The organism is Streptomyces sp. NPDC057280 (assembly GCF_042668605.1).
Classification (GTDB): domain Bacteria; phylum Actinomycetota; class Actinomycetes; order Streptomycetales; family Streptomycetaceae; genus Streptomyces.
The window spans coordinates 325,998-351,252 of sequence record NZ_JBHUYR010000002.1 but is presented as its reverse complement, the minus strand read 5'-3'; the positions used below and the strand labels follow the sequence as shown (position 1 = coordinate 351,252).

Genomic DNA, 25,255 nt, shown 5'->3' with positions numbered 1-25,255 from the left:
ATTCGGACCAGCCCTTGACAGCGCTTGCTGCTCACGCGGAAGCTGACCGGCATGACGTCGTTGTCACCCTCTTCCTCACTGTCCCGCATCCGGATCGGGTCGGCTCCCGACTCCTGGGGTGTGTGGTTCCCCGACGACCCTCAGCAGGTCCCCTGGCAGCGCTTCCTCGACGAGGTCGCCGACTCCGGCTACGAGTGGATCGAGCTTGGCCCTTACGGGTATCTGCCGACCGATCCCGCGGTGCTCACCGAGGAGGTGGGCCGGCGCGGGCTGAAGGTGTCGGCCGGCACGGTCTTCACCGGGCTGCACCACGGCGAGTCCGTCTGGGAGAAGACCTGGGCGCACGTCGCCGACAACGCGGTGCTGGCGCAGGCCATGGGCGCCAGGCACCTCGTCGTCATCCCGTCCTTCTGGCGGGACGACAAGACCGGTGAGGTGCTGGAGCCGGACACGCTGACGCCCGAGCAGTGGCGGAACCTGACCTCCCTGACCGAGCGGCTCGGCCAGCGGGTGCGGGAGGAGTACGGGCTGCAGATCGTCGTCCACCCGCACGCCGACACGCACATCGACAGCGAGGAGAACGTCGTCCGCTTCCTCGACGGGACGGACTCGTCGCTGGTGTCGCTGTGCCTCGACACGGGGCACTATGCGTACTGCGGTGGCGACAGCGTGAAGCTCATCGAGACGTACGGGTCCCGGATCGGGTACCTGCATCTGAAGCAGGTCGACCCCGAGATCCTCGCCGATGTGCGGGCCAAGGGGACGCCGTTCGGGCCGGCCGTCGCGCAGGGTGTGATGTGTGAACCGCCTTCCGGGGTGCCGGCGTTGGGGCCGGTGCTGGAGGCTGCGCAGGCCTTGGACGTGGATCTGTTCGCGATCGTGGAGCAGGACATGTATCCGTGCGACCCGGACAAGCCGTTGGCCATTGCTCAGCGGACTCGGGCGTTTTTGAGGAGCTGCGGGGCTTGACGGGCGCCCGATGGGGTGCCGGGAGCTGTGAGACGGCGGGTGCGGGTTCGTCGTGGCTTGTCGCGCAGTTCCCCGCGCCCCTGGGGGCGTTGCACGATGGCTCTGTGACAAGTGTTCGGTCGGGACACGGACCCTGGGGGGCCTGGGAAGTCGCCCTCTCGCTGCCTCATGCCCGACTCCGACCCGGGGTCATCTCGTATCGCGGGGTCCGGCTGGCGCTTGATCGGCCTCGGCGGCGACTGGAGGCGCCTATCGGGGCGGCCACCCTGCTGTTGGGGTTCGGGGAGGCGGTGACGATCACGCGGGAGGGACGGGCGCCGGACACGTTGGTGTCCGTGTACTGCGGGCCCACGACCACTCCCGCCATCGGCGAGCACGACGGGCGGCTTTCCGGGATCGAGGTGCTGCTCGTTCCCTGGGCCGCCTTCTCGCTGTTCGGGACGCCGCAGTACGAGCTCGTCAACCGGACTGTCGATCCTGATGAGTTGCCGCATGTGCTGCCGGGCAGGGTCGGTGAACTCGCCGCCGCACTCGGCGCCTTGCCCTCCTGGGAGGCCCGGTTCGGGCTGCTGGACGATGTGTTGGCGCGGTGGGCGGAGAGCGGTACGGCTGCGTCTGCTCGGGTGGTGCGGGCGTGGACGGAGCTGGTACGGACGGGCGGGGCGATCCCCGTGCCGCGGCTCGCCGAGGACGTCGGCTGGAGCGTGCGGCAGCTGGAGAGCCGGTTCCGGGAGCAGATCGGGCTGGGGCCCAAGGCCGCGGCGCGGGTGCTGCGGTTGCAGCGGGCGCGGCGGCTGCTGGCCGCGGGGCGGGCGCAGGCGGAGACCGCCGCGCTGTGCGGGTTCTACGACCAGGCCCATCTCAGCGGCGAGTTCAAGGCGATGACCGGGTGCACGCCGCGGGAGTTCACGCTCGCGCGAGGCGGGGCGGGCGGTGTGCCCGGTGGTGACCGGATCAGCGGCGAGGCGACGAGTCTGGTGCTCGACGCCCGCTGATCGACGCCGAGTGCGGATTTTTCCAAGACCCCCGGAGTTGGCTGAATGCAGTCTGTGGCTCCCGGGGGAGCTGGTGGAGCCGGGCCCGGCGCAGCGGGTCCGGCTCCACCTGTGGGGCCCTCCCGCGCGGCCTGTCAACGCGCCGCGCCCACGCGCCCGCGTGCGCCTTTGCTGCACTCGTGTCACGAACGCTCCTTGTGTGTCACACATGTCGCGTCTACGCGGGTCTTGCGTCACACGCCGTGCACAGGGCCTGACCCGCCCTCACTCTCTGTCGTTCACGGGGCACAGGCTTTGTGACGCCAGCGCAGCGCCCGGTACCCCCGACGGCCGTTCCCGGCCGCCGCCGCGGCGCGCGCAGGGAGGTGCACCTCATGACCGACCGAAGGCTCTGGTCGTACAAGGAGATCGCGGCGCACATCAAGGTGCAGCCGGACACCGTGCGGTCGTACCGCAAGCACGGGCTGCTGCCGCCACCCGACCATGTGGAGGGCGGCAAGCCCTTCTGGTACGCGGACACCGTGCGGGCGTGGGTCGCCGCCCGGCCCGGTAACCGCGGCAGACGAGAGGACTGAGCGGCCTGCGCGGAAACACGGTTGCCCTGGTACGGCTCACGCTCCGCCCAGCCCGACCGTCTCGATCTCGCCGTCACCGACCGCGCCAACGGCGAACTCGTCGGCGAGGTGGTGCTGTACGAGTGGGACGAGCCGGCGCGCGGCTGTACGTTCCGCACGCTGCTCGGGCCCCGGGGCCGTGACCGCGGCCTCGGCACCGAGGCGACCCGGCTGATCGTCGGGTACGGCTTCACGGAACTCGGTCTGCATCGCGTCCAGTTGGAGGTCTACGGCCACAACGCCCGGGCCCTGCGCGCCTACGAGAAGGCCGGGTTCGTGCGGGAGGGCGTCCGGCGGGAAGCCGATCTGCGGGACGGGCGGTGGGTGGACTGGGTGATCATGGGCGTGTTGGAGAAGGAGTGGGCGTCCCTCGACACCGCGGCACCTTGAACGACCGGTCCCTCACTCGTTCTCAACTCCACGGCTCGATGACCGTCACCCCGGCGCCGGGTGCCGTGCCCATCGACGCCAGCGCGGCCGGTGCCGCGGCCAGGTCGATCGTGGACGTCACCAGGAGATCCGGCCGCAGCACCCCCGCCCGCACCAGCTCCAGCATCCCCGGATAGGTGTGCGCGGCCATGCCGTGGCTGCCCAGGATCTCCAGTTCCAGGGCGATCGCGCGGGCCATCGGGACCGGGGTGGTGCCGTCCGCCGAGGGCAGCAGGCCGACCTGGAGATGCCGGCCGCGGCGGCGCAGGGAGTTGACGGAGGCCGCGCAGGTGACCGGCGAGCCCAGCGCGTCCAGCGACAGGTGGGCGCCGCCGCCGGTCAGTTCGCGTACCGCCGCCGCGGTGTCCGCGGTCACCGCGGCGTTCACGCCCTCCACCGCCCCGAACTTCCCCGCCAGCTCCAGCGCTTGGGGCGACACGTCCACCGCGACCACCCGCGCGCCGGAAGCCGCCGCGATCATCACCGCCGACAGGCCCACCCCGCCGCAGCCGTGCACCGCGACCCACTCCCCCGCCGCGACCCGCCCCTGCTGCACCACCGCCCGGAACGCGGTGGCGAACCGGCAGCCGAGGGAGGCGGCGGTGGCGAAGGAGAGGTCCTCCGGGACGGCCACCAGGTTCACGTCGGCGTGGTCCAGCGCCACGTACTGCGCGAAGGAACCCCAGTGGGTGAAGCCGGGCTGGGTCTGCCGCTCGCAGATCTGGTGGTCGCCGGCCGCGCAGGCGGCGCAGCTTCCGCAGGCGCACACGAAGGGGACGGTGACGCGGTCGCCGGGGCGCCAGCCGGTGACCCGGTCGCCGACCGTCTCGACGACGCCGGCGAGTTCATGGCCGGGCACGTGCGGGAGCGTGATGTCGGGGTCGTGGCCCTGCCAGCCGTGCCAGTCGCTGCGGCACAGACCGGTGGCCGCCACGCGGACGACGACGCCGTGGGGGGCCGGTTCCGGGTCGGGCACCTCCCGCACCTCGGCCGGCTCGCCGTACCGCTCGAACACCACTGCCCGCATGTGCGCTCCCATCGCCGTGAAGATCCGGCCCCCATCCTGACCGGTCTCACCACGACTCCGAACCCCCGAGCGGCTCCTCGATCACCCGCTTCTCGCCGCGCAGCCGCAGTCCCGCCAGCGGGAACAGCAGCACCGACAGCATCGCGGCACCGACCAGCGCCGCCGCCTCCTCCGTCTCCAGGACCCCGTCGTCGACCCCGATCGTGGTGATGGCGACGACCAGCGGCAGCGCGGTGGACGCGAACAGGGTCAGGGCGCGCCGGTCCCGTCGTACGAGATCCGGCGGGGCCAGCGCGTACACCGGCATGCCGCGGACCAGCAGGAACAGCAGCAGGAAGACCGGCAGGAGCAGCAGCGCCCGGCCGCCGGACAGCAGCGCGTCCAGGTCGAACTCCATGCCGGTGACGACGTAGAACACCGGCACCAGGAAGCCGAACCCCATCGCCTCGACCTTCTCCAGGACCGGCCCCGCGCTCTCGGGTGCCGCCCCGTGCAGCAGCAGCCGGGTGAGCATCCCGGCGGCGAACGCGCCGAGCAGGGTGTCGAGGCCGAGCGCCTCGGAGATGCCGAGCATCACCGCGAGGAGCAGTACGACGAGGCGTACGGCGAACTGGCCGCTGCTGTGCAGGGTTCTGGCGATGACCCGGGGGAACCAGTGCGGGCGCGGGCGCATCGCCCACCACACCGCGGCGGCCGTCAGCAGCGCGAACGCTGCCAGCACGGCCGTCGACCGGCCCGGCGAACGGCCGCTCAGCAGCAGCGCGATGGCGATGATCGGCCCGAACTCGCCGACCGCGCCGAACGTCGCCATCACCGAGCCGAACCGGGTGTGCAGGTCACCCGCGTCCCGCAGCACCGGCAGGACCGTGCCGAGGGCGGTGCTGGTCAGGGCGGTACCGATGTAGACGCCCTTGGACAGTCCGGTGAGGGTGGAGGCGAGCACCAGGCCCACGACGAGCGCGGTCAGCCAGGCCCACAGCGAGCGTTTCAGGGTGGCGCCGCGGACCTTGTCGAACTCGATCTCGTACCCGGCGAGGAAGATCAGCATCGCCAGTCCGAGGTCGGACAGGGTGTCGATGACCGGCCCGTCGCCCGCCCAGCCCAGGACGTCCGGGCCGGCCAGGATGCCCAGCAGGATCTCGAAGATGACGAGCGGCACTGGCAGCCGGCGGCTGATCCCGTAGGCCAGCAGGGGTGCCAGCACCGCGATGGACATGATCAGGATGAGCGTCCCGGCCTGCGACATGATCGGTATCTACCATGAAGTCCGGTAAATCACCGTTCGGGCCGCCCTGGGTGCGGGCACCGGCCGGGGCGAGACCTTCTTGGAGAAATACCCCCTAGGGGTATAGTGTGGGGTACGTGGACGCCACCGCGGGTCCCGTAGCACCCACACGCCTCGAAGAGGAGAACGAGATGACCGCCCAGAGCGACACCCAGGTCACCACCGTCTACAAGGTGAGCGGCATGAGCTGCGGCCACTGCGAGGGCTCGGTCTCCGGCGAGATCTCCGAGCTCCCCGGCGTCAGCTCCGTGAAGGCCGTCGCCTCCACCGGCGAGGTCACCGTCGTCTCCGCCGCCGAACTCGACGACGAAGCCGTGCGCGCGGCGGTCGACGAGGCCGGCTTCGAGCTCGTCGGCAAGGCCTGACCGCCACCTCCCGGAGTACCCGCCATGTCCGGCACCACCGCCCCGATAGCTCCGCCCGGCGAGGTCGAACTCCTCATCGGCGGCATGACCTGCGCCTCCTGCGCCGCCCGCGTGGAGAAGAAGCTCAATCGGATGGACGGCGTGACCGCCACCGTCAACTACGCGACGGAGAAGGCGAAGGTCACCTACGCCGAGGGGGTCGAGGTCGCGGATCTCATCGCGACGGTGGTGAAGACGGGGTACACGGCCGAGGAGCCCGCGCCCCCGGCGGCCGAGCCCGCTCCGCACGAGGACCCGGAGCCGGCGTCGCTGCGGCAGCGGCTCGTCGTCTCCGCGTTCCTCGCCGTGCCCGTCGTCCTGCTGTCGATGATCCCGGCCCTCCAGTTCGACGACTGGCAGTGGCTGGCCCTCACCCTCGCCTCCCCCGTCGTCGTCTGGGGCGGGCTGCCCTTCCACCGGGCCGCCTGGACCAACCTGCGGCACGGCGCGGCCACCATGGACACCCTCGTCTCGCTGGGCACGCTGGCCGCGTACGGCTGGTCGCTGTGGGCGCTGTTCTTCGGGGACGCGGGCATGGCGGGCATGAAGGACGCGTTCACGTTCACCGTCTCCCGGACGGACAGCGCCGCCACGATCTACCTCGAAGTGGCCGCGGGCGTCACGACGTTCCTTCTGCTCGGCCGTTACCTGGAGGCCCGCTCCAAGCGCCGGGCGGGCGCGGCCCTGCGGGCCCTGATGGAGCTGGGCGCGAAGGACGTGACGGTCCTGCGGGACGGCCGCGAGATCCGCGTCCCGGTCGACCGCCTCGAGGTCGGGGACCGTTTCGTCGTCCGCCCCGGCGAGAAGATCGCCACCGACGGCACCGTCGTCGAGGGCGCCTCCGCCGTGGACGCGGCCATGCTGACCGGCGAGTCGGTGCCGGTGGACGTGACGGTCGGGGACGCGGTCGCGGGCGCGACCGTGAACGCCGGCGGGCGTCTCGTCGTCGAGGCCACGCGCGTGGGCGCGGACACGCAGCTCGCGCGGATGGCGAAGCTGGTCGAGGAGGCGCAGAACGGCAAGGCCGAGGTGCAGCGGCTCGCCGACCGGATCTCGGCCGTCTTCGTGCCGGCGGTCATCGCGATCGCCGTCGCCACCTTCGGCGGATGGCTCGGCGCGACCGGTGACCTGGCCGCCGCGTTCACCGCGGCCGTCGCCGTCCTGATCATCGCCTGCCCGTGCGCGCTGGGCCTGGCCACCCCGACCGCCCTGATGGTCGGCACGGGCCGCGGCGCCCAGCTCGGCATCCTCATCAAGGGCCCCGAGGTGCTGGAGCACACGCGCCGCGTCGACACCGTCGTCCTCGACAAGACGGGAACGGTCACCACCGGCCGGATGACCCTCCAGGAGGTGTACGCCGTCCGGGGCACCGACGAGAAGCGGGTGCTGCGGCTCGCGGGCGCCGTGGAGCACGCCTCCGAGCATCCCGTCGCCCGGGCGGTCGCCGCCGGGGCCGAGGAGCGGGTGGGGCCGCTACCGGCGGTCGAGGGGTTCGTGAACGTCCCCGGGCGGGGTGTGCGCGGGCGCGTGGAGGGCCATGACGTGGCCGTGGGGCGCCTCTTCGAGACGTTGCCGGAGGAGGTGGCCCGCGCCAAGGACGAGGCCGAGAGGGGCGGTCGTACGGCCGTCGTGGTCGGCTGGGACGGGGTGGCGCGCGGTGTCGTGGCCGTCGCGGACGCGGTGAAGGAGACCAGCGCCGAGGCGGTACGGGAGCTGCGGGCGCTCGGGCTCACGCCGGTGCTGCTGACCGGGGACAACCGGACGGTCGCCCAGGCCGTGGCCGAGCGGGTCGGGATCACGCGGGTCGTGGCCGAGGTGCTGCCCGAGGACAAGGTCGACGCCGTACGGCGGTTGCAGGGCGAGGGACGGGTCGTCGCCATGGTCGGCGACGGGGTCAACGACGCCGCCGCGCTCGCCGCGGCCGACCTGGGGCTCGCGATGGGGACCGGCACGGACGCGGCGATCGAGGCGGGGGATCTGACGCTGGTGCGCGGGGATCTGCGGGTGGCCGCGGACGCCATCCGGCTGTCGCGGCGGACGCTGGCCACGATCAAGGGGAACCTGGTGTGGGCGTTCGGCTACAACGTGGCGGCGCTGCCGCTGGCCGCCGCGGGACTGCTGAACCCGATGATCGCGGGCGCCGCGATGGCGTTCTCCTCGGTGTTCGTCGTGACGAACAGCCTGCGATTGCGGTCATTCCGTTAGGCGGGACCCTCTGGAGTCCGGCGCGAGGCTCACATAAGCTCTTCACAAGGCTCGCGCATCATCCTTACGCTTGGGACCCGATCGACGATTCGACCCCTTGCGCACCAAACGGACAAATGCAAGAGACGCAGATCACAGTGATGTGAACGTAACCATCGAAGGGGTTCGAAGGTCTAAGTTGGCGATGTCAGGCCGCGTCTTGGGGGGCGCTTCCTGGCATCTGGGGATGTCTTGGGGGACTTCCTCAGAGATGCGTTGCCGGGACAGGCACGACGGGAAGCTTTGAGCGGCCCTCCCGACCGTGCGCTGTCCCGGCAGATCGCACACAGCGGTACACAGTAGGAGTACGACGAGTTCTGCTCGTTCTGCTCAACACAGCGATTCAGGCGCTGTTTTCTCACAGACGCCCGGCCGGATCCCGTGGGGGGAATCCGCACCGGGACATGGGAAGGCGCCCTGGACGTCGGCCCGTGGGGGGACCGCCGCCAGGGCGCCTTCTTCTTTGCACCGTTCACTTTCCCTGCATACGACGAGGCCCCGCAGCCGGCATCGGCATGCGGGGCCCAGTAGTGCTGCGGCTCAGCGCAACGGTCAGCGCTCCTCGACCGGTACGAAGTCGCGCTCGACCACGCCCGTGTAGATCTGGCGCGGGCGGCCGATGCGGGAGCCGGGCTCCTTGATCATCTCGTGCCACTGGGCGATCCAGCCCGGGAGGCGGCCGAGGGCGAAGAGGACCGTGAACATCTCGGTCGGGAAGCCCATCGCGCGGTAGATGAGGCCCGTGTAGAAGTCGACGTTCGGGTAGAGGCTGCGCGAGACGAAGTAGTCGTCGGAGAGCGCGTGCTCCTCCAGCTTCAGCGCGATGTCCAGCAGCTCGTCGGACTTGCCGAGAGCCGAGAGGACGTCGTGCGCCGCTGCCTTGATGATCTTCGCGCGCGGGTCGAAGTTCTTGTAGACCCGGTGGCCGAAGCCCATCAGCCGGACGCCGTCCTCCTTGTTCTTCACCTTGCGGATGAAGGAGTCGACGTCACCGCCGGAGGCCTGGATGCCCTCCAGCATCTCCAGCACGGACTGGTTGGCGCCGCCGTGCAGCGGGCCCCACAGCGCGTTGATGCCGGCCGAGATGGACGCGAACATGTTCGCCTGGGAGGAGCCGACGAGGCGGACCGTGGAGGTCGAACAGTTCTGCTCGTGGTCGGCGTGCAGGATCAGCAGCTTGTCGAGCGCGGCGACGACGACCGGGTCGAGGTCGTACTCCTGGGCCGGCACCGAGAAGGTCATCCGCAGGAAGTTCTCGACGTAGCCCAGGTCGTTGCGCGGGTAGACGAACGGGTGACCGATCGACTTCTTGTACGCGTACGCCGCGATCGTCGGAAGCTTGGCGAGCAGCCGGATCGTCGAGAGGTTGCGCTGCTTCTCGTCGAACGGGTTGTGGCTGTCCTGGTAGAACGTCGACAGCGCGGAGACGACCGACGACAGCATGGCCATCGGGTGGGCGTCGCGCGGGAAGCCGCGGTAGAAGTTCTTGACGTCCTCGTGCAGCAGGGTGTGCTGCGTGATCTCGTTCTTGAACGCGGAGAGCTCGTCGACGGTCGGCAGCTCGCCGTTGATCAACAGGTAGGCCACCTCCAGGAAGGTGGAGCGCTCGGCCAGCTGCTCGATCGGGTAGCCGCGGTAGCGGAGGATGCCCGCCTCGCCGTCGAGGTAGGTGATCGCCGATTTGTACGCGGCCGTGTTGCCGTAGCCGCTGTCCAGCGTCACCAGACCGGTCTGGGCGCGGAGCTTGCCGATGTCGAAGCCCTTGTCGCCGACGGTGCTGTCGATCACCGGGTAGGTGTACTCGCCATCGCCGTACCGCAGTACTACAGAGTTGTCGCTCACGTCTTCCCTCACCCGACGTTGTGCCTCATCTTCGAGGTTGCCCTGACTGTCTCTACCATCCCCCATTCGGCGCAGGAGAGTGCACTGGGGGTCGACCATTGGGCCTATTGGCGGCACTCAGTGCCGCCAACTTGCCCATCCTGCCCTCCCCTACCCGGTTCCGGAAGGGCTCTGTGACCTAGGTGACTCATTTGATCGATCATTTTTCGGGGAGAGCCTGAAGTCCAGAGCCGTGCACCGCCGACCCGCCGAGACCGTGCGCACCGCCTGGCCTATCGCCTTGCGCGAACCGACCAGGACGACCAGCTTCTTGGCCCGGGTGACCGCCGTGTACAGCAGGTTCCGCTGGAGCATCATCCAGGCGCCGGTGGTGACCGGGATCACCACGGCCGGATATTCACTGCCCTGCGAGCGGTGAATGGTCACCGCGTACGCGTGGGCCAGCTCGTCCAGTTCGTCGAACTCGTACGGCACCTCCTCGTCCTCGTCGGTCAGCACCGTCAGGCGCTGGTCGACCGGGTCGAGCGAGGTGACAACGCCCACGGTGCCGTTGAAGACACCGTTCTTGCCCTTCTCGTAATTGTTGCGAATCTGGGTGACCTTGTCGCCGACCCGGAAGACCCGGCCGCCGAACCGCTTCTCCGGCACGTCGGGCCGGCCGGGCGTGATGGCCTGCTGCAACAGGCCGTTGAGGTTGCCCGCGCCGGCGGGCCCGCGGTGCATGGGCGCGAGCACCTGGACGTCCCGGCGCGGGTCGAGCCCGAACTTGGCCGGAATCCGACGGGCCGCCACGTCCACCGTGAGCCGCCCGGCCTCCTCGGTGTCGTCCTCGACGAAGAGGAAGAAGTCCTTCATGCCGTCGGTGACGGGATGCTGCCCGGCGTTGATCCGGTGCGCGTTGGTCACCACGCCGGACTGCTGCGCCTGCCGGAACACGCGCGTGAGGCGGACCGCCGGGATGGGGCTGCCGTCGGCGAGCAGGTCCCGGAGCACCTCGCCGGCGCCGACGGACGGCAGCTGGTCCACGTCCCCCACGAACAGCAGATGCGCCCCCGGCGGCACCGCCTTCACCAGCTTGTTGGCGAGCAGCAGGTCCAGCATGGAGGCCTCGTCGACCACCACCAGGTCGGCCTGGAGCGGGCGGTCCTTGTCGTAGGCCGCGTCACCGCCCGGCTTCAGCTCCAGCAGGCGGTGGACGGTGGAGGCCTCGGCGCCGGTGAGCTCGGCGAGGCGCTTGGCGGCGCGGCCGGTCGGGGCCGCAAGCACCACCCTGGCCTTCTTGGCGCGGGCCAGCTCCACGATCGAGCGGACCGTGAAGGACTTGCCGCAGCCGGGTCCGCCGGTCAGGACGGCGACCTTCTCGGTCAGCGCCAGCTTCACGGCGGCCTCCTGCTCGGGCGCCAGCTCGGCTCCCGTACGGCCCTTCAGCCAGGTCAGCGCCTTGTCCCAGGTCACGTCCCGGAAGCCCGGCATCCGGTCCTCGTCGGTGCGCAGGAGGCGCAGCAGCTGGGCGGCGAGGGAGAGTTCGGCGCGGTGGAAGGGGACCAGATAGACGGCGGTGACGGGTTCGCCGTGCTCCCCGGGGACCTTCTCCCTCACCACTCCCGGGTCCTCGCCTTCTTCCGCGGGCACGGCGAGTTCGGCGAGGCACTCGATGACCAGGCCGGTGTCGACCTGGAGCAGCTTCACCGCGTCGGCGATCAGCCGCTCCTCGGGGAGGTAGCAGTTGCCCTGGTCGGTGGCCTGCGACAACGCGTACTGAAGGCCTGCCTTCACGCGCTCCGGGCTGTCGTGCGGGATGCCGACGGACTGGGCGATCTTGTCGGCGGTGAGGAAGCCGATGCCCCAGACGTCGGCGGCGAGCCGGTAGGGCTGGTTCTTGACGACGGAGATGGAGGCGTCGCCGTACTTCTTGTAGATCCGGACCGCGATCGACGTGGACACCTCGACGGTCTGGAGGAAGAGCATGACCTCCTTGATCGCCTTCTGCTCCTCCCAGGCGTCGGCGATCTTCCTGGTCCGCTTCGGGCCGAGGCCGGGGACCTCGATGAGCCGCTTGGGCTCCTCCTCGATGATCCGCAGGGTGTCCAGGCCGAAGTGCTGGGTGATGCGGTCGGCGAAGACCGGGCCGATGCCCTTCACCAGCCCGGAGCCGAGATAGCGGCGGATGCCCTGCACGGTGGCGGGCAGGACGGTCGTGTAGTTCTCCACGGTGAACTGCTTGCCGTACTGCGGGTGGGACCCCCAACGGCCCTCCATGCGCAGGGACTCGCCGACCTGGGCGCCGAGCAGCGCGCCGACGACCGTGAGGAGGTCGCCGCCGCCCCGGCCGGTGTCCACGCGCGCGACGGTGTAGCCGTTCTCCTCGTTGGCGTACGTGATGCGCTCCAGCACGCCTTCGAGGACGGCGAGTCGCCGCTCGCCCGTCGCGTTCCCCGCCTGTTGAGCCATGATCCGACGGTACCGGTGGGGTGTGACAGCGGCAGGGGTTGTCCACAGGCGGGGGTCAGTGGTGCGGGGAGCGCAGTGTGGTGCGCAGTCTTTCCTCGTCGAGGGTGCCGTGCCGGCGGGCGGACTCGGCGAGCGCGCGGAACCGGTCCCACGCCACCGGGGGCCGGGGCAGACCACGGCGGTGCAGATAGCGGTCGGTCGCCCGCTGGGTGCGGCGCAGGACCCGCAGCGCGTCGCTCGGCCGTCCCGAACCCATGGGCTCCAGCACCTTCCCGGGTACGAGCAGCCAGCCGTCGTCGGTCTGCCTCAACTCGCCACGGACCAGCGCGTTCCGCATCCGGTTGAGCTTCTCGTCGTGCCGGTGCACCAGCAGCGAGGCGGGGCCGGGCTCCATCGCGTGGTCGGCCGGCGGACTCACCGCGAAGCCGCCCACCGTGGGCGCGGTCCTGGTGCGGGCCAGCGCGGGCGCCCCGGAGGCGTCGCGGGCGGCGAGAACCGCCGTGGCATGGCGGGCAAGCTGCTCCGCGCCGGGCAGCGGCGAGCCGTCCGGCCCGGCGGACACCTTCAGGAAGGGGGGCGCCCCGGCTGAGCGCACGATCAGCTGCTCCGGGGTGACGGTGATGACGAGCCGCAGGTAGTACCAGTCCATCAGCCGCCGCATCGGGCGCGAGAGATACGACCGGCTGTGCGGCTGCCGCTCGAAGAGCATCCGCCAGTAGTCGTCGAGGCCCTGCGGGCCCGTCCTGATGTCGTCGGGGCACTCGGCGGTGCCGCCGACGAAGATCTCCGGGGCTTCGGTGAGACCGCTGCCGGTGGGATCGGAGAACAGCAGCGCGACGCGGCCGTCCCGGCGGATGTTCAGCGCCTTCTGCGCGAAGGCGAGCGACGTGGTCAGCACCAGCGTCCCGTCCTCACGGCGCCACACCGCCGTCGGCCAGGCGAGCGGGGTCCCGTCCCGGCCCAGGGTGACGAACTCGCAGGTGCGGTAGGCGTCCAGGGCGTGCACGGGGGCGGAGTCGAGGAGGGTCACCGGCCCGTCCCCCCGGCCAGCGGGCCCCGCATGGCCTGGCAGAACGCGGCGTACTGGCGCCGCCCCACCCACCGCCACAGCAGCCGTCCCAGCAGCGGTGCCCGGCCCAGGAAGTAGGCCCGCTCGTCCTCCGTGGCGTCCTCCAGGATCGCGCCGAGGGCCAACATGACCTTGTTCTTCGGCAGTGTCTCCAGGCCGCGGCGGCCCACCTCGTCCCACTCGGCGACGGTCAGATGCTCCGCGACCAGCGGAAGGACCAGCTTCTCCTCGTCGTCCAGATGGTCGAGGAGGGCGAGACGGTGCCCTTCCAGCGCCAGGGCGAGCTCCTGCCCGGCGACGCTGTCGGCCGAGCCCCGCCACTGCGGCGCCCACTCGGCGACCGCTGCCAAGGTGCGGTCTATGTGGCCGTGCTGGTCCTCCATCCGGGCCACCAGGTCCTCCTGCCCGGCGGCCCGCGCCCGCAGCAGGGGCCAGATCAGCTCGTCCTCCAGCGAGTGGTGATGGTGCAGCCCCATCACGTAGTCGTCCAGATACGCCGCGACCTCACCGGCCCGCGCCGACGCCCCGTCCGGCACGGCACGCACCAGGCGCGGCAGCAGCGCCGACTCCCGGCGGAACACGCGGTGCACCACGACCATCTCGTGGGTGTGGGGGCGGTCGCCGGCGGGCAGACCGGTCGGTGTGGATTTGGCGGTCACGCAAGTGTCCTTCGACGTTCGGATACAGACGGTGACCACGCTCGCGGCGCCTCCTTGGCGGTGACATGGAGTCCGCTTGGAGACCTCGACGCCGCCGCCGATCTCCCGCCCGACCAGCGCGTTTAGCACCTGTTGACGGTGCGGGCGCGGGGCTCGGCTACCTTCGGCGGCGTGCTGTCCATCAGAGTCCTGGGTCCCCTGGGTGCCGATGTCGCGGGTGCGCCGGTGGAGTTGGGGCCCCCGCGGCAGCGGGCCGTCCTCGCTCTCCTCGTCGCCGCCCACGGCCGGGTGACGTCCGTCGACCGCATGGTGGACGAGCTGTGGCGCGGGACGCCCCCGGCCAAGGCGACCGTGTCCCTCCAGTCGTACGTGTCGAACCTGCGCCGCGTGCTCGAACCCGGGCGGCCGCCCCGTACGCCCGCCTCCGTGCTGGTCTCCGCCGCTCCCGGATACGCCGTGCGGCTGCCCGAGGACACCGTGGACGCCTGGCGCTTCGAGTCCTGGGTGAGCCGGGCCCGGCGCGCACCCGCGGCGCAGGCCCGGGAGTTGCTGGCCGAGGCCCTGCGCTGGTGGCAGGGGCCCCCGTTCCTGGAGCACGCGGACGAGACCTGGGCGGTGCCCGAGGCGGCCCGCCTGAACGCGCTGTGCGCGGAGGCCCATGAACTCGCCGTCACCGCCGGTCTGCGCACCGGGCACACCGCCGAGGCCACCCTCGCCGCCGAGGCCATGGTCCGCGACCGGCCGCTGCGCGAGGAGGGCTGGCGGCTGCTGGCGCTCGCCCACTGGGCGGGCGGCCGGCGCGCCGACGCGCTCGCCGCGCTGCGCCGGGCCCGCGCGGTGCTGCGCGACGAACTCGGCTGCGACCCCTCACCGGCCCTGGCCGAACTGGAACACGCCGTCCTCGCCCAGAGGCTGGACGTCCTGCGGGCGGCGGTACCGGCACCGCGGCAGACAGCGCGCGTACCAGGCCCGTCACCGGCGGGGGCGGCCCTGCCCGGCCTCCCCTCCGTACCGGCCCTGTCCCCGCCGGGTACGGCCCTGCCCGGCCTGACCCCACCAACGCCCACCTCGGCCACCTTGCCCAGCCCGACCACCCCGCCCGAACCCGCCGCACCACCGCCCCCCGCGACCGCTCACCCCGCCCCGCCGCGCGGCGGTCACGACCTCTTCGTCGGCCGGGACGAGGAACTGCGGGCCCTGGACGACGCCGCGCAGGCGGCCCGGCACGCGGGCGGCATGGTGCTGGTCACCGGCGAGGCGGGGGCGGGCAAGTCCGCCCTGCTCGCCCGGCTGACCGACCGCCTGCGCGGCAGAGGCTGGACGGTGGTCGTCGGCCGCTGCCCGGAGGACGAGGGCGCCCCGCCGGCCTGGGCCTGGACCGAGGCGCTCGGCGCACTCGCCCGGACGGCACCTCCGACGCGGCCGGGGGAACTGGCGGCCCTGCTCCGCGAGTCCGACGGCACGCCTGCCGCGCCCGACACGACGGCACACACGTCCCCGAACGCCACCACCACCGCGCCGGACGCCATGGGCCGCACCAACGCGGACGCCACCACCACCGCGCCCGACGCCATGGCCCGCATGGCCCCGCGCGCCACCACCAGCCCGCCCGACGCCATGACGCGCACGGACCCGAACGCCTCGACCACCGCACCGAACGCCACGGCACACACGGCCCCGAACACCACCACCGCACCCAACGCCATAGCGCGCACGGCCCCGAACACCACCACCACCGCCCCCGGCACCCCGATCCCACCCCCCGCCGACTTCCCCTCCCCCGCCGGCCGCGCCCCCACCACCCGTGACGAGGCCACCGCGGGGCGCTTTCGGCTGTACCGGGCCTTCGCCGGGTGGCTGCGGGACGCGGCGGCCGGGCGGCCGATCGCCGTCGTCCTGGAGGACCTGCACCGCGCCGACGGACCGACCCTCGCCCTGCTCGAGGCGGCCGCCGCGGTCACCGGAGTGCCGCTGCTCACCGTCGCCTGCTACCGGCCGGCCGAGGTGAACGGGCACCTGGCCAAGAGCCTGGCCCACCTCGCGCTCCGGTTCCCGCACCGGATCACCCTCGGCGGCCTGTCCCACGAGGACATCGCCACCGTGGTCACCGCCGTGCGCGGCGGGCCCGTGGACACGGCCACGGTGACAGCGCTCGCCGAGCGCACCGGCGGCAACCCGTTCTACGTGTGGGAGAGCGCGCGTCTGCTGGCCGGCGAGGGCGCCCTGGTCGCCGTATCGGAAGTGCCGCAAGGAGTGCGGGACGTGCTGCGCAGGCGGCTCGCCCTGCTGCCCGCCGAAGCGCACGCGGCCGTGCGGCTGGCGGCGGTGGCGGGGCTGGAGTCCGGCGTCGCGCTGCTCGCGGACGCGGCCGAGGCGGACGAGGAGACCGTGCTGGCGGGGCTCGACGCGGCCGTCGCCGCGGACCTGCTGACCGAGCCGGGGCCGGGGCGGGTGCGGTTCGTGCACGCGCTGGTCCGCGACACCGTCTACACGGACCTGTCCGGCACCCGGCGGGCCCGCCTGCACGACCGGATCGCCGTCGAACTGCGCCGCCACCGCCCCGACGACCTCGCCGCGCTGGCCCACCACTACGCCCGTTCCGGCCGTACGGCCAACGCTCACCTGGCCGTCGACTACGCGCTGCGGGCCGCCGAGCGGGCCGAGCGGCGGTACGCCCACGACGTGGCCGTAGGACTGATCGAGCAGGCGCTGGAGGCGCACACCGGGGCGACCGCCGATCCCGAGGACGATCCGGACGGCACCGTGACGCTGCTGGTGCGGCTGCTGGGCGCGCAGGTGCGGGCCGGTGCCACCGACGCCGCCCGGCGCACCCGGGGGCGGGCGGTCGACCTGGCCGTACGGGCGGGCCGGGACGACCTCGCCGCGGCGGTCTACGGCGGCTGGACCGAGCCCTCGCCCTGGCGCAGCCGCCTGGAGGGCTTCCTGGACCGGACCGACCTGGCCCATCTGGAGCGGCTGGCCCGTGACCCCGCGCTGGACGGCCCGACCCGCGCGCGTGTGCTCCAGGTCCTGGCCGACGCGGTGGCGGGCGAGGACGCGGCACGGGCCCTCGACGCGGCGCGCAGCCAGCTGGCGCTGGCCCGCGCCGACGGCGAACCCCGGCTGCTGGCCTCGGCGTTGATGGCGTCCGCGCGGGTGCTGCCGCACGAGACACAGGGCACGGCCCGCACCCCGCTCGTCGCCGAACTGCGCGAGCTGGCCCGGGTCCACGACCTGCCCGCCCACCGCTGGGTCTGCGAACACCTCGACGGTCTGACGGCCGCGACCCGCAACGACCCGGACGCGGTACGCCGGCACACCGCCGCCGGACTGGAACTCGCCCACCGCTACCGGATGCGCTGGGCGCAGGGCATCAACGTCGCCACCTCCGCCATGCTGGCCACGGTCACCGGCCGGTACGAGGAGGCGGAGGCCCGGTACGCCGAGGCCGAGGGGCTCTTCCAGCGGGTCGGCACGCAGCACGCCACGGGTCCGCGCACGCTGGGCCTGTGGACGATCCGGCTCACGCAGGGCCGGGAGGCGGACATCGAGGCCGATGTCCGTGCGGTGCACGCGGCGGTGGGCGCGCCCGTCGCCGTGGCCCTCGCGCTCGTCCTGGCCCGGCTGGGGCGGCTCGCGGAGGCGCGGGCCGTCGCGTTCCCGGCGCGGCCGGTGACGGACCATCTCTACGGCGTGGAGCTCGACTACCGCAGCCAACTCGCGGTCCTGCTGGGCGACCGGGACACCGCCCGCATGCTGATCGGCCATCTGCTGCCTCTGCGGGAGCAGTTCGCCGGGACGGCCGGCGGGGCCTACGCCACGCGTCCGCTCGCGCGGGCCCTCGGGGACCTGTACCGGTTCCTCGGCGAGGAGCGGCACGCGGTCGAGGCGTACACCGTGGCGGAGCGCGTCGCCCGCGCCTGGGGAGCGCCGGTCAGCGCAGCGGGCCCTTCTTGACGGCGCCCCGTCGGCCGTTCAGCGGAGCGGGCTCTTCCTGACAGCGCCCCGCCCGCCGGTCAGCGGGGCGGGCCCTTCTTGATGGCGTCCCGCCCGCCGTTCAGCGGGGCGGGCCCTTCCCGACGGCGTCCCGCCCGCCGGTCAGCGGGGCGGGCTCTTCCCGACGGCGTCCCGCACGCAGTTCAGCGGAGCGGGCCCTTCCCGACGGCGTCCCGCACGCAGTTCAGCGGAGCGGGCCCTTCTTGACGGCGCCCCGTCGGCCGTTCAGCGGAGCGGGCTCTCCCTGACGGCGCCCCGCCCCCGTCCGTCGCCGGTGCGTACGACGCCGGTGGCGGCCGTCAGCGCGGCGAGCGCCGTGAGCGCGGTGCCGGTCCAGCCGACGGCTTCGAGCAACGGCGCCGCGATCGTCGTACCGACCGCTCCCACCGCGAAGTACAGCACCAGGTACACGCTGCTCAGGCTGCCGCCGCGCTCGGGGTCGAGGGCCATGACCCGGCTCTGGTTGGCCGCCTGGGCGGCGAACGCGCCCGCGTCGAAGAGGGCCAGGCCCACGGCGGTCACCAGGGGGGTTCCGAGGCCGGTGGCGAGCAGGGTGGCGCCGGTCGCAGCGGTGGCCAGCGAGGCCGTGATCACCGTACGGGAGCTGTGGCGGTCGGTCAGGCGGCCGGTGACGGGCAGGGCGGCGAAGCCGAGGAGGCCCGCCAGGCTGTAAAGGCCGATGGCGGTGGGGGCGAGGGAGTACGGCGGCCGGCCGAGGGCCAGGGCGAGGGCGACCCAGATCAGGTTGAAGGCCAGGTACCACAGGCCGCCCGCGGCCACCGCCCGGCGCAGGCCGGGGTGCCGGCGCAGCAGACGGGGCAGTGCGCGGACGGCGGCCGGGTACGTGCCGCGCGCGGGCGGCCGTTCCCCGGGCAGCAGCTTCCCGGCGGCGGTCGCGCACAGCAGTACGGCGGCGGCGCAGACCAGCAGCATCGTCCGCCAGCCGAGGGCGTCCGCGAGGGCTCCGCCCACGAGGCGGCTGAGCAGGATGCCGGCCGACATCCCGGCGGCGACGCCGGCCACGGCCCGCGCGCGACGCCCGTGCGGGGCGAGGCGGCCCGCGACGGTGCCGGCCTGCGCGGCGACGCCGGCCGTGGCGCCGACGAGGAGGTAGGCGGCGAGGACGACGCCCGCGCCGGGGGCGGTGGCGGCCAGGGTGAGGGCGGCGGCGAGGGCGGTGAGCTGGGCGGACAGCAGGCGGTTCGGCGCCACGCGGTCGGCCAGCGGGAGCAGCAGCACGAAGCCGGTCATGCAGCCGAGGAGGGCGGCGGTGGGGACGAGGCCGATCACCGGCAGCGGGACGTGGAGTTCGGCGGCGACGTCGGTGAGCGCGGGCTGGATCGCGTAGTTGTTGGCGATCGCGGTGCCGGCGACGACGGCGAGGAGGACGGTACGGCCCCGACGGCCGGGCTCCGGCCGCCCCGGGCCGGCGATGTCGCCGGCCGGCCTCGTTGCGCGGCGCCGCGCGGGTCGTGTCGGCCGTGTCACGGCTGCTGGTTCCGGGTCAGGACGACGACGTAACGGCAGTCCGTGTCAGTGGTGTTGACGAAGGTGCGCGGAGCCGGTTCGCCGAGTTCGATGGTGTCGCCCGCGTGCAGTTCGTGCACCAGGTCGCCCTCGTGGAAGGTCAGTTGGCCGTCGAGGACCCACACCAGCTGCCGGATGAACGCGAACGCCGCCGCGGGGTACGGGACTCGGGCCCCGGCGGGCAGGCGGATCTCGGCGATCTCGGCGGGGAAGCGGGGGGTGGTGATCTGGCGGCGCCGGTAGCCGGTCTCCGGGTCGCGCCACTCCGCCGCGTCGGTCTGCCGCCGCACCCGCTCCGCACCGGGCTCGGTCGCGGTCTCGCCCTCCGCCGCCAGCAGCGAGGACACGCTGAGCCGGAACGCGGCCGACAGCTTGCCGAGGACGACCGCGGTGGGGCTGCTCTCCTCCCGTTCGATCCGGCTGATCATCGCCTGGGAGACGCCGGAGGCCTCGGCGAGCTGGGCCAGGGTCCAGCGGCGGCGTTCGCGCTCGGCACGCACGCGTGCGGCGATCTGGCGGACCAGCGGATCTACTATGTTGGACATGAATCCAATATACGAGAAGGCCGCCACGGGGGTGAGCGTCCGTCCGGCGCTCCCCGGGGACGCCGAGGCCGTCCGGGACATCCGCAATCACGCGATCGCGCACTCCACCGCCCTGTGGACGGACCGGACGCTGACGGCCGCGGAGGGGGCGGACTGGCTGGCCGCCCATCTGGAGCGCGGCTCCGCGTTCGTCGCCGAGGCCGGCGGGGAGGTGGTGGGGTTCGCGACCTACGGGCCCTGGCGCGAGAAGGAGGGCTACCGCCACACCGTGGAGAACTCGGTCTACGTCCGCGAGGGGCGCCACGGTCTGGGCATCGGTTCCGCCCTGCTGGCCACCGTCATCGAGGCGGCCCGCGCCGCGGGGCACCACGTGATGATCGCCGGGATCGAGGCCGGGAACACCGCGTCGATCCGGCTGCACGAGCGGTACGGCTTCGAGCACGCGGGGACGGTCCGCGAGGTCGGCATCAAGTTCGGGCGGTGGCTGGACCTGGCGCTCATGCGGCTGCCGCTCTCCTGAGCGGCCCTTCATCACGATCCGGTCTCAGAGGTCGGCCGAGGGCTTGATTAACCCCCGTGTAATCGATTCCAATCCTCCGTACACGCCGATGTAATCGATTCCATGAACCGGTTGCACGGCTGCACACGATCGATCCACGAGGAGGTGGAGCGGCGATGGCGAGCATCAAGGACGTGGCCGCCGAGGCGGGAGTGTCCGTCGCCACGGTGTCGCGCGTCCTGAACGACCACCCGTCGGTCAGCGCCGACGCACGCACCCGCGTGCTGGCCGCCGTGGCGGCACTGGGCTACCGCCCGAACGCCGTCGCCCGTTCGCTGCGCACCGACCAGACCCGCACCCTCGGCCTGGTCATCAGCGACGTGCTCAACCCGTACTTCACCGAACTGGCCCGCTCCGTCGAGGAGGAGGCCCGCGCGCTCGGCTACAGCGTCATCATCGGCAACGCCGACGAGCGGCCCGACCTCCAGGACCACCACGTACGCACCCTGCTGGACCGCCGCATCGACGGCCTCCTGGTCTCCCCCACCGACGGCGGCTCCCCGCTGATGCTGGACGCCGCGCGCGCGGGGACGCCGATGGTCTTCGTGGACCGGTGGATCCCGGGCGTGGACGTACCGGTGGTGCGGTCCGACGGCCGGGGTGCGGTGCGTGACCTCGTCGCGCATCTGCACGCCCTCGGCCACCGGCGGCTCGCGATCATCGCGGGCCCCGCGGCGACCACCACCGGCCGCGAGCGCGTGGAGGCCTTCAGGGAGGCCCTGGCCGCGTACGGCCTCGAACTCCCTGACGCCTACATCGGGCAGGGCGACTTCCAGGCCGAGAGCGGGCGGCGGGTCACCGAGGGCTTCCTCGACCTGCCCGAGCCGCCCGAGGTCGTGTTCGCCGCGGACAACCTGATGGCTCTCGGCGCGCTGGACGCCATCCGCGCGAGCGGGCTGCGGGTGCCGCGGGACATCGCGCTCGCCGCGTTCGACGACATCCCGTGGTTCGTGCACACCGATCCGCCGATCACCGCGGTCGCCCAGCCGACGGGCGAGCTGGGCCGGGCCGCCGTGCGGGCCCTGGTCGACCGCATCGAGGGACGGCCCCCGCAGTCCGTCACCCTCCCCGCCCGTCTCGTCGTACGCCGCTCGTGCGGCGAGCAGCCGGCCTCCCCCGAGCCGGCCCCCGTACAGAACAGGAGCCAGTCGTGAGCAACCCGGACGAGTTGCTGCGCATCGAAGGCATTCGGAAGACCTTCCCGGGCGTGGTCGCGCTGGACGGCGTCGACTTCGACCTGCGCCGCGGCGAGGTGCACGTCCTCCTCGGTGAGAACGGCGCGGGCAAGAGCACCCTCATCAAGATGCTCTCCGGCGCCTACACGCCCGACGAGGGCCGCATCCTGGCCGGCGGCGAGGAGGTGCGCATCCATGGCGCCCAGGACTCCGAGCGCCTCGGGATCGCCACGATCTACCAGGAGTTCAACCTCGTCCCCGACCTGACGGTCGCCGAGAACATCTTCCTGGGCCGCCAGCCGCGCCGCCTCGGCATGATCGACCGGAAGCGCATGGAGGCCGACGCCGAGGTCCTGCTCGCGCGCGTGGGTGTCGACGTCTCGCCCCGCGCGCGGGTGCGTGAACTCGGCATCGCCCGCCTGCAGATGGTCGAGATCGCCAAGGCGCTCAGTCTCGACGCGCGCGTGCTGATCATGGACGAGCCGACCGCCGTGCTCACCTCCGAGGAGGTCGAGAAGCTCTTCGCGATCGTGCGCAAGCTGCGCGAGGACGGCGTCGGGATCGTCTTCATCACGCATCACCTGGAGGAGATCGCGGCCCTGGGCGACCGGGTCACCGTCATCCGGGACGGCAGGTCCGTCGGCCAGGTCCCCGCCTCCACGCCCGAGGACGAGCTCGTACGGCTCATGGTCGGGCGGTCCATCGAGCAGCAGTACCCGCGCGAACAGCCCGAGAAGGGCGCCGTGTTGCTGACCGTCGAGGGGCTCACCCGGGACGGTGTCTTCCACGACGTGTCCTTCGAGGTGCACGCCGGCGAGGTCGTCGGCATCGCGGGGCTGGTCGGCGCCGGGCGTACGGAGGTCGTGCGCGCGGTGTTCGGCGCCGACCCCTACGACAAGGGCGCGGTGAAGGTCGCCGGAGCCGCCCTGCGGCGGCACGACGTCAACGCGGCCATGGCGGCGGGCATCGGGCTGATCCCCGAGGACCGCAAGGGCCAGGGCCTCGTCCTGGACGCGTCCGTCGAGGAGAACCTCGGTCTGGTGACGCTGCGTTCGGCCACCCGCGCGGGACTCGTCGACCTCAAGGGGCAGCGGGAGGCCGCCGCCCGGATCGCCGGGCAGCTGGGCGTGCGGATGGCCGGACTCGGCCAGCACGTACGGACGTTGTCCGGCGGCAACCAGCAGAAGGTCGTCATCGGCAAGTGGCTGCTCGCCGACACCAAGGTGCTGATCCTCGACGAGCCGACCCGCGGCATCGACGTCGGCGCGAAGGTCGAGATCTACCAGCTGATCAACGAGCTGACCGCCCAGGGCGCGGCCGTGCTGATGATCTCCAGCGATCTGCCCGAGGTCCTCGGTATGAGCGACCGGGTCCTGGTCATGGCCCAGGGCCGGATCGCCGGTGAACTCCCGGCCGCGGAAGCCACCCAGGACGCCGTGATGGCGCTCGCCGTCAGCAACCCCACCACGCTTGAGAAGGGGGCCCCCCGTGGCCACTGACACGCTCAAGAGCACGACGGGCGCCTCAGGGCTGCGCCGGCTGCTCCTCGACAACGGCGCGCTGACCGCGCTGATCGTCCTCGTCATCGCGATGTCGGCGCTGTCCGGCGACTTCCTGACCACCGACAACCTCCTGAACGTCGGCGTCCAGGCGGCCGTGACCGCCATCCTCGCCTTCGGCGTGACCTTCGTGATCGTCTCGGCGGGCATCGACCTGTCGGTCGGCTCGGTCGCCGCCCTCTCCGCCACCGTCCTCGCCTGGAGCGCCACGTCGCAGGGCATGCCGGTCGTCCTGGCCGTGCTGCTCGCGATCGCGACCGGCATAGCGTGCGGTCTGGTCAACGGCTTCCTGATCTCCTACGGCAAACTGCCGCCGTTCATCGCGACGCTCGCCCTGCTGTCGGTGGCGCGCGGTCTGTCGCTGGTGATCTCGCAGGGCTCCCCGATCGCCTTCCCGTCCTCGGTCTCGCACCTCGGTGACACGCTCGGCGGCTGGCTGCCGGTGCCCGTGCTGGTGATGGTCGGCATGGGCCTGATCACGGCGTTCGTGCTCGGGCGGACGTACATCGGGCGTTCGATGTACGCGATCGGCGGCAACGAGGAGGCGGCCCGCCTCTCCGGTCTGCGGGTGAAGAGGCAGAAGCTCGCGATCTACGCGTTCTCGGGGCTGTTCGCCGCCGCGGCCGGCATCGTGCTGGCCGCCCGGCTCTCCTCCGCGCAGCCGCAGGCCGCGCAGGGCTACGAGCTCGACGCGATCGCGGCGGTCGTCATCGGCGGCGCCTCGCTGGCGGGCGGCACGGGCAAGGCGTCGGGCACGCTCATCGGCGCACTGATCCTCGCGGTGCTGCGCAACGGCCTGAACCTGCTGTCCGTGTCGGCGTTCTGGCAGCAGGTCGTCATCGGTGTCGTCATCGCACTTGCGGTGCTGCTCGACACGGTCCGCCGCAAGGCGGGCGCGACCCCGGTCGCCGCCGGAACGGGCGGCAACAAGGGCAAGCAGGCGGCGACTTATGTGCTCGCGGCCGTGGTCGCGGCGGCGATCGTCGGCGCCACCTCCCTCCTCCACAGCGGCACCTCGGAGGCGAAGAGCCAGAAGATCGGCCTGTCGCTGTCGACCCTCAACAACCCGTTCTTCGTGCAGATCCGCGCCGGAGCCCAGGCCGAGGCGAAGAAGCTGGGCGTGGACCTGACCGTCACCGACGCGCAGAACGACGCCTCGCAGCAGGCCAACCAGCTGCAGAACTTCACCAGCGAGGGCCTCGGCACGATCATCGTCAACGCCGTCGACTCCGACGCGGTGACCCCGGCGGCGAAGGGCGTCAACAAGGCGGGCATCCCGCTGGTCGCCGTCGACCGGGCCGTCAACAACGCGGACACCGCCGCCCTCGTCGCCTCCGACAACGTGGCGGGCGGCAAGCTCGCCGCCAAGGACCTCGCCGAGAAGCTGGGCGGCAAGGGCAGGATCGTCGTCCTTCAGGGCCAGGCCGGCACCTCCGCCAGCCGGGAGCGCGGCGCCGGCTTCACCGAAGGGCTGAAGGCCTACCCGGGCATCGAGGTGGTCGCCAAGCAGCCCGCCGACTGGGACCGCACCAAGGGCCTGGACGTCATGACCAACCTGCTCCAGGCCAACCCGGACATCGACGGTGTCTTCGCCGAGAACGACGAGATGGCGCTCGGCGCGATCAAGGCGCTCGGCTCCAAGGCCGGAAAATCCGTCCAGGTCATCGGCTTCGACGGAACCGAGGACGGCCTGAACGCCGTCAAGGCAGGCACGCTGTACGCGTCGGTGGCACAACAGCCTGCGGAACTGGGCAGGATCGCCGTGCAGAACGCCGTGAAGGCGGCCGAGGGCGACAAGGTCGAGAAGTCGGTGATGGTGCCGGTGAAGGTGGTCACGAAGGAGAACGTGGCCGACTTCGCGGGCTGAGACCAACGGCCGGCGGGTGCTCTCACGAGCACCCGCCGG

At 72.4% G+C, this 25,255-nt stretch carries 18 protein-coding genes and 1 pseudogene; 11 read left to right on the top strand and 8 right to left on the bottom strand.

The window, feature by feature from the left end:
* Positions 1-51: 51 nt before the first annotated feature.
* The 4 genes and pseudogenes from ACFUO4_RS12220 to ACFUO4_RS12205 form a co-directional block, all read left to right on the top strand.
* Positions 52-969, top strand: coding sequence for a sugar phosphate isomerase/epimerase (locus tag ACFUO4_RS12220; protein WP_079311376.1), 918 nt, complete (start codon positions 52-54; stop codon positions 967-969).
* A 161-nt stretch (positions 970-1,130) separates the two neighbouring features.
* A complete protein-coding gene (locus tag ACFUO4_RS12215) occupies positions 1,131-1,964 on the top strand; it encodes a helix-turn-helix domain-containing protein (protein ID WP_383485625.1) in 834 nt (277 codons plus the stop codon).
* A 374-nt stretch (positions 1,965-2,338) separates the two neighbouring features.
* A complete protein-coding gene (locus tag ACFUO4_RS12210; protein ID WP_059191908.1) occupies positions 2,339-2,539 on the top strand; it encodes an AlpA family transcriptional regulator in 201 nt (66 codons plus the stop codon).
* 27 nt (positions 2,540-2,566) lie between these two features.
* A pseudogene (locus tag ACFUO4_RS12205) lies at positions 2,567-2,968 on the top strand (GNAT family N-acetyltransferase); the annotation flags it as partial.
* A 22-nt stretch (positions 2,969-2,990) separates the two neighbouring features.
* Here ACFUO4_RS12205 and ACFUO4_RS12200 read toward each other — a convergent pair.
* Together ACFUO4_RS12200 and ACFUO4_RS12195 are read right to left on the bottom strand one after the other, a co-directional pair.
* Positions 2,991-4,034 carry a zinc-dependent alcohol dehydrogenase family protein gene (locus tag ACFUO4_RS12200; RefSeq protein ID WP_383483073.1) on the bottom strand — a complete coding sequence of 348 codons (1,044 nt, stop codon included), beginning with the start codon at positions 4,032-4,034 and terminating at the stop codon, positions 2,991-2,993.
* Positions 4,035-4,080: 46 nt separating this feature from the next.
* Complete coding sequence (locus ACFUO4_RS12195; protein WP_383483070.1) at positions 4,081-5,280, bottom strand: cation:proton antiporter; 1,200 nt, start codon at positions 5,278-5,280, stop codon at positions 4,081-4,083.
* A gap of 170 nt (positions 5,281-5,450) precedes the next feature.
* Between ACFUO4_RS12195 and ACFUO4_RS12190 the strand changes: the two genes are divergently transcribed.
* The gene (locus ACFUO4_RS12190; protein ID WP_079311357.1) at positions 5,451-5,684 is read left to right on the top strand and encodes a heavy-metal-associated domain-containing protein; all 234 of its coding nucleotides are present in this window, start codon (positions 5,451-5,453) and stop codon (positions 5,682-5,684) included.
* Between the two features lie 24 nt (positions 5,685-5,708).
* Positions 5,709-7,928 carry a heavy metal translocating P-type ATPase gene (locus ACFUO4_RS12185; protein ID WP_383483067.1) on the top strand — a complete coding sequence of 740 codons (2,220 nt, stop codon included), beginning with the start codon at positions 5,709-5,711 and terminating at the stop codon, positions 7,926-7,928.
* A gap of 591 nt (positions 7,929-8,519) precedes the next feature.
* Here the strand turns inward: ACFUO4_RS12185 and ACFUO4_RS12180 are convergent.
* From ACFUO4_RS12180 to ACFUO4_RS12165, 4 genes are all read right to left on the bottom strand, one after another.
* On the bottom strand, positions 8,520-9,809 hold the full coding sequence (locus ACFUO4_RS12180; protein ID WP_079311354.1) for a citrate synthase: 1,290 nt from the start codon (positions 9,807-9,809) through the stop codon (positions 8,520-8,522).
* A 150-nt stretch (positions 9,810-9,959) separates the two neighbouring features.
* Positions 9,960-12,260 (bottom strand): ATP-dependent RecD-like DNA helicase, encoded by a 2,301-nt coding sequence (locus ACFUO4_RS12175; protein WP_383483062.1) that lies wholly within the window; start codon positions 12,258-12,260, stop codon positions 9,960-9,962.
* A 55-nt stretch (positions 12,261-12,315) separates the two neighbouring features.
* Positions 12,316-13,290, bottom strand: a complete 975-nt coding sequence (locus ACFUO4_RS12170) for a pyridoxamine 5'-phosphate oxidase family protein (protein WP_383483059.1) — start codon at positions 13,288-13,290, stop codon at positions 12,316-12,318.
* On the bottom strand, positions 13,287-13,988 hold the full coding sequence (locus ACFUO4_RS12165; RefSeq protein ID WP_383483057.1) for a hemerythrin domain-containing protein: 702 nt from the start codon (positions 13,986-13,988) through the stop codon (positions 13,287-13,289). The genes ACFUO4_RS12170 and ACFUO4_RS12165 overlap by 4 nt, the downstream gene beginning before the upstream one ends.
* A 171-nt stretch (positions 13,989-14,159) precedes the next feature.
* On the opposite strand from ACFUO4_RS12165, the gene ACFUO4_RS12160 reads away from it, so the two are divergent.
* On the top strand, positions 14,160-17,945 hold the full coding sequence (locus ACFUO4_RS12160; protein ID WP_383483054.1) for a BTAD domain-containing putative transcriptional regulator: 3,786 nt from the start codon (positions 14,160-14,162) through the stop codon (positions 17,943-17,945).
* Between the two features lie 264 nt (positions 17,946-18,209).
* Here the strand turns inward: ACFUO4_RS12160 and ACFUO4_RS12155 are convergent, their stop codons facing one another.
* On the bottom strand, positions 18,210-19,472 hold the full coding sequence (locus ACFUO4_RS12155) for an MFS transporter (protein ID WP_383483051.1): 1,263 nt from the start codon (positions 19,470-19,472) through the stop codon (positions 18,210-18,212).
* Positions 19,469-20,056, bottom strand: coding sequence for a helix-turn-helix domain-containing protein (locus tag ACFUO4_RS12150; protein ID WP_383483048.1), 588 nt, complete (start codon positions 20,054-20,056; stop codon positions 19,469-19,471). The genes ACFUO4_RS12155 and ACFUO4_RS12150 overlap by 4 nt, the downstream gene beginning before the upstream one ends.
* Between ACFUO4_RS12150 and ACFUO4_RS12145 the strand changes: the two genes are divergently transcribed.
* The 4 genes from ACFUO4_RS12145 to ACFUO4_RS12130 all read left to right on the top strand — a co-directional run bounded on the left by ACFUO4_RS12145 (position 20,055) and on the right by ACFUO4_RS12130 (position 25,216).
* Positions 20,055-20,576, top strand: coding sequence for a GNAT family N-acetyltransferase (locus ACFUO4_RS12145; protein ID WP_383483045.1), 522 nt, complete (start codon positions 20,055-20,057; stop codon positions 20,574-20,576). The two genes, ACFUO4_RS12150 and ACFUO4_RS12145, sit on opposite strands and share 2 nt — an antisense overlap.
* A 155-nt stretch (positions 20,577-20,731) precedes the next feature.
* Positions 20,732-21,769, top strand: a complete 1,038-nt coding sequence (locus ACFUO4_RS12140; protein ID WP_383483042.1) for a LacI family DNA-binding transcriptional regulator — start codon at positions 20,732-20,734, stop codon at positions 21,767-21,769.
* Positions 21,766-23,289 carry a sugar ABC transporter ATP-binding protein gene (locus ACFUO4_RS12135; protein ID WP_383483039.1) on the top strand — a complete coding sequence of 508 codons (1,524 nt, stop codon included), beginning with the start codon at positions 21,766-21,768 and terminating at the stop codon, positions 23,287-23,289. The genes ACFUO4_RS12140 and ACFUO4_RS12135 overlap by 4 nt, the downstream gene beginning before the upstream one ends.
* On the top strand, positions 23,279-25,216 hold the full coding sequence (locus ACFUO4_RS12130; RefSeq protein WP_383483036.1) for a substrate-binding domain-containing protein: 1,938 nt from the start codon (positions 23,279-23,281) through the stop codon (positions 25,214-25,216). The genes ACFUO4_RS12135 and ACFUO4_RS12130 overlap by 11 nt, the downstream gene beginning before the upstream one ends.
* Positions 25,217-25,255 lie beyond the last annotated feature (39 nt).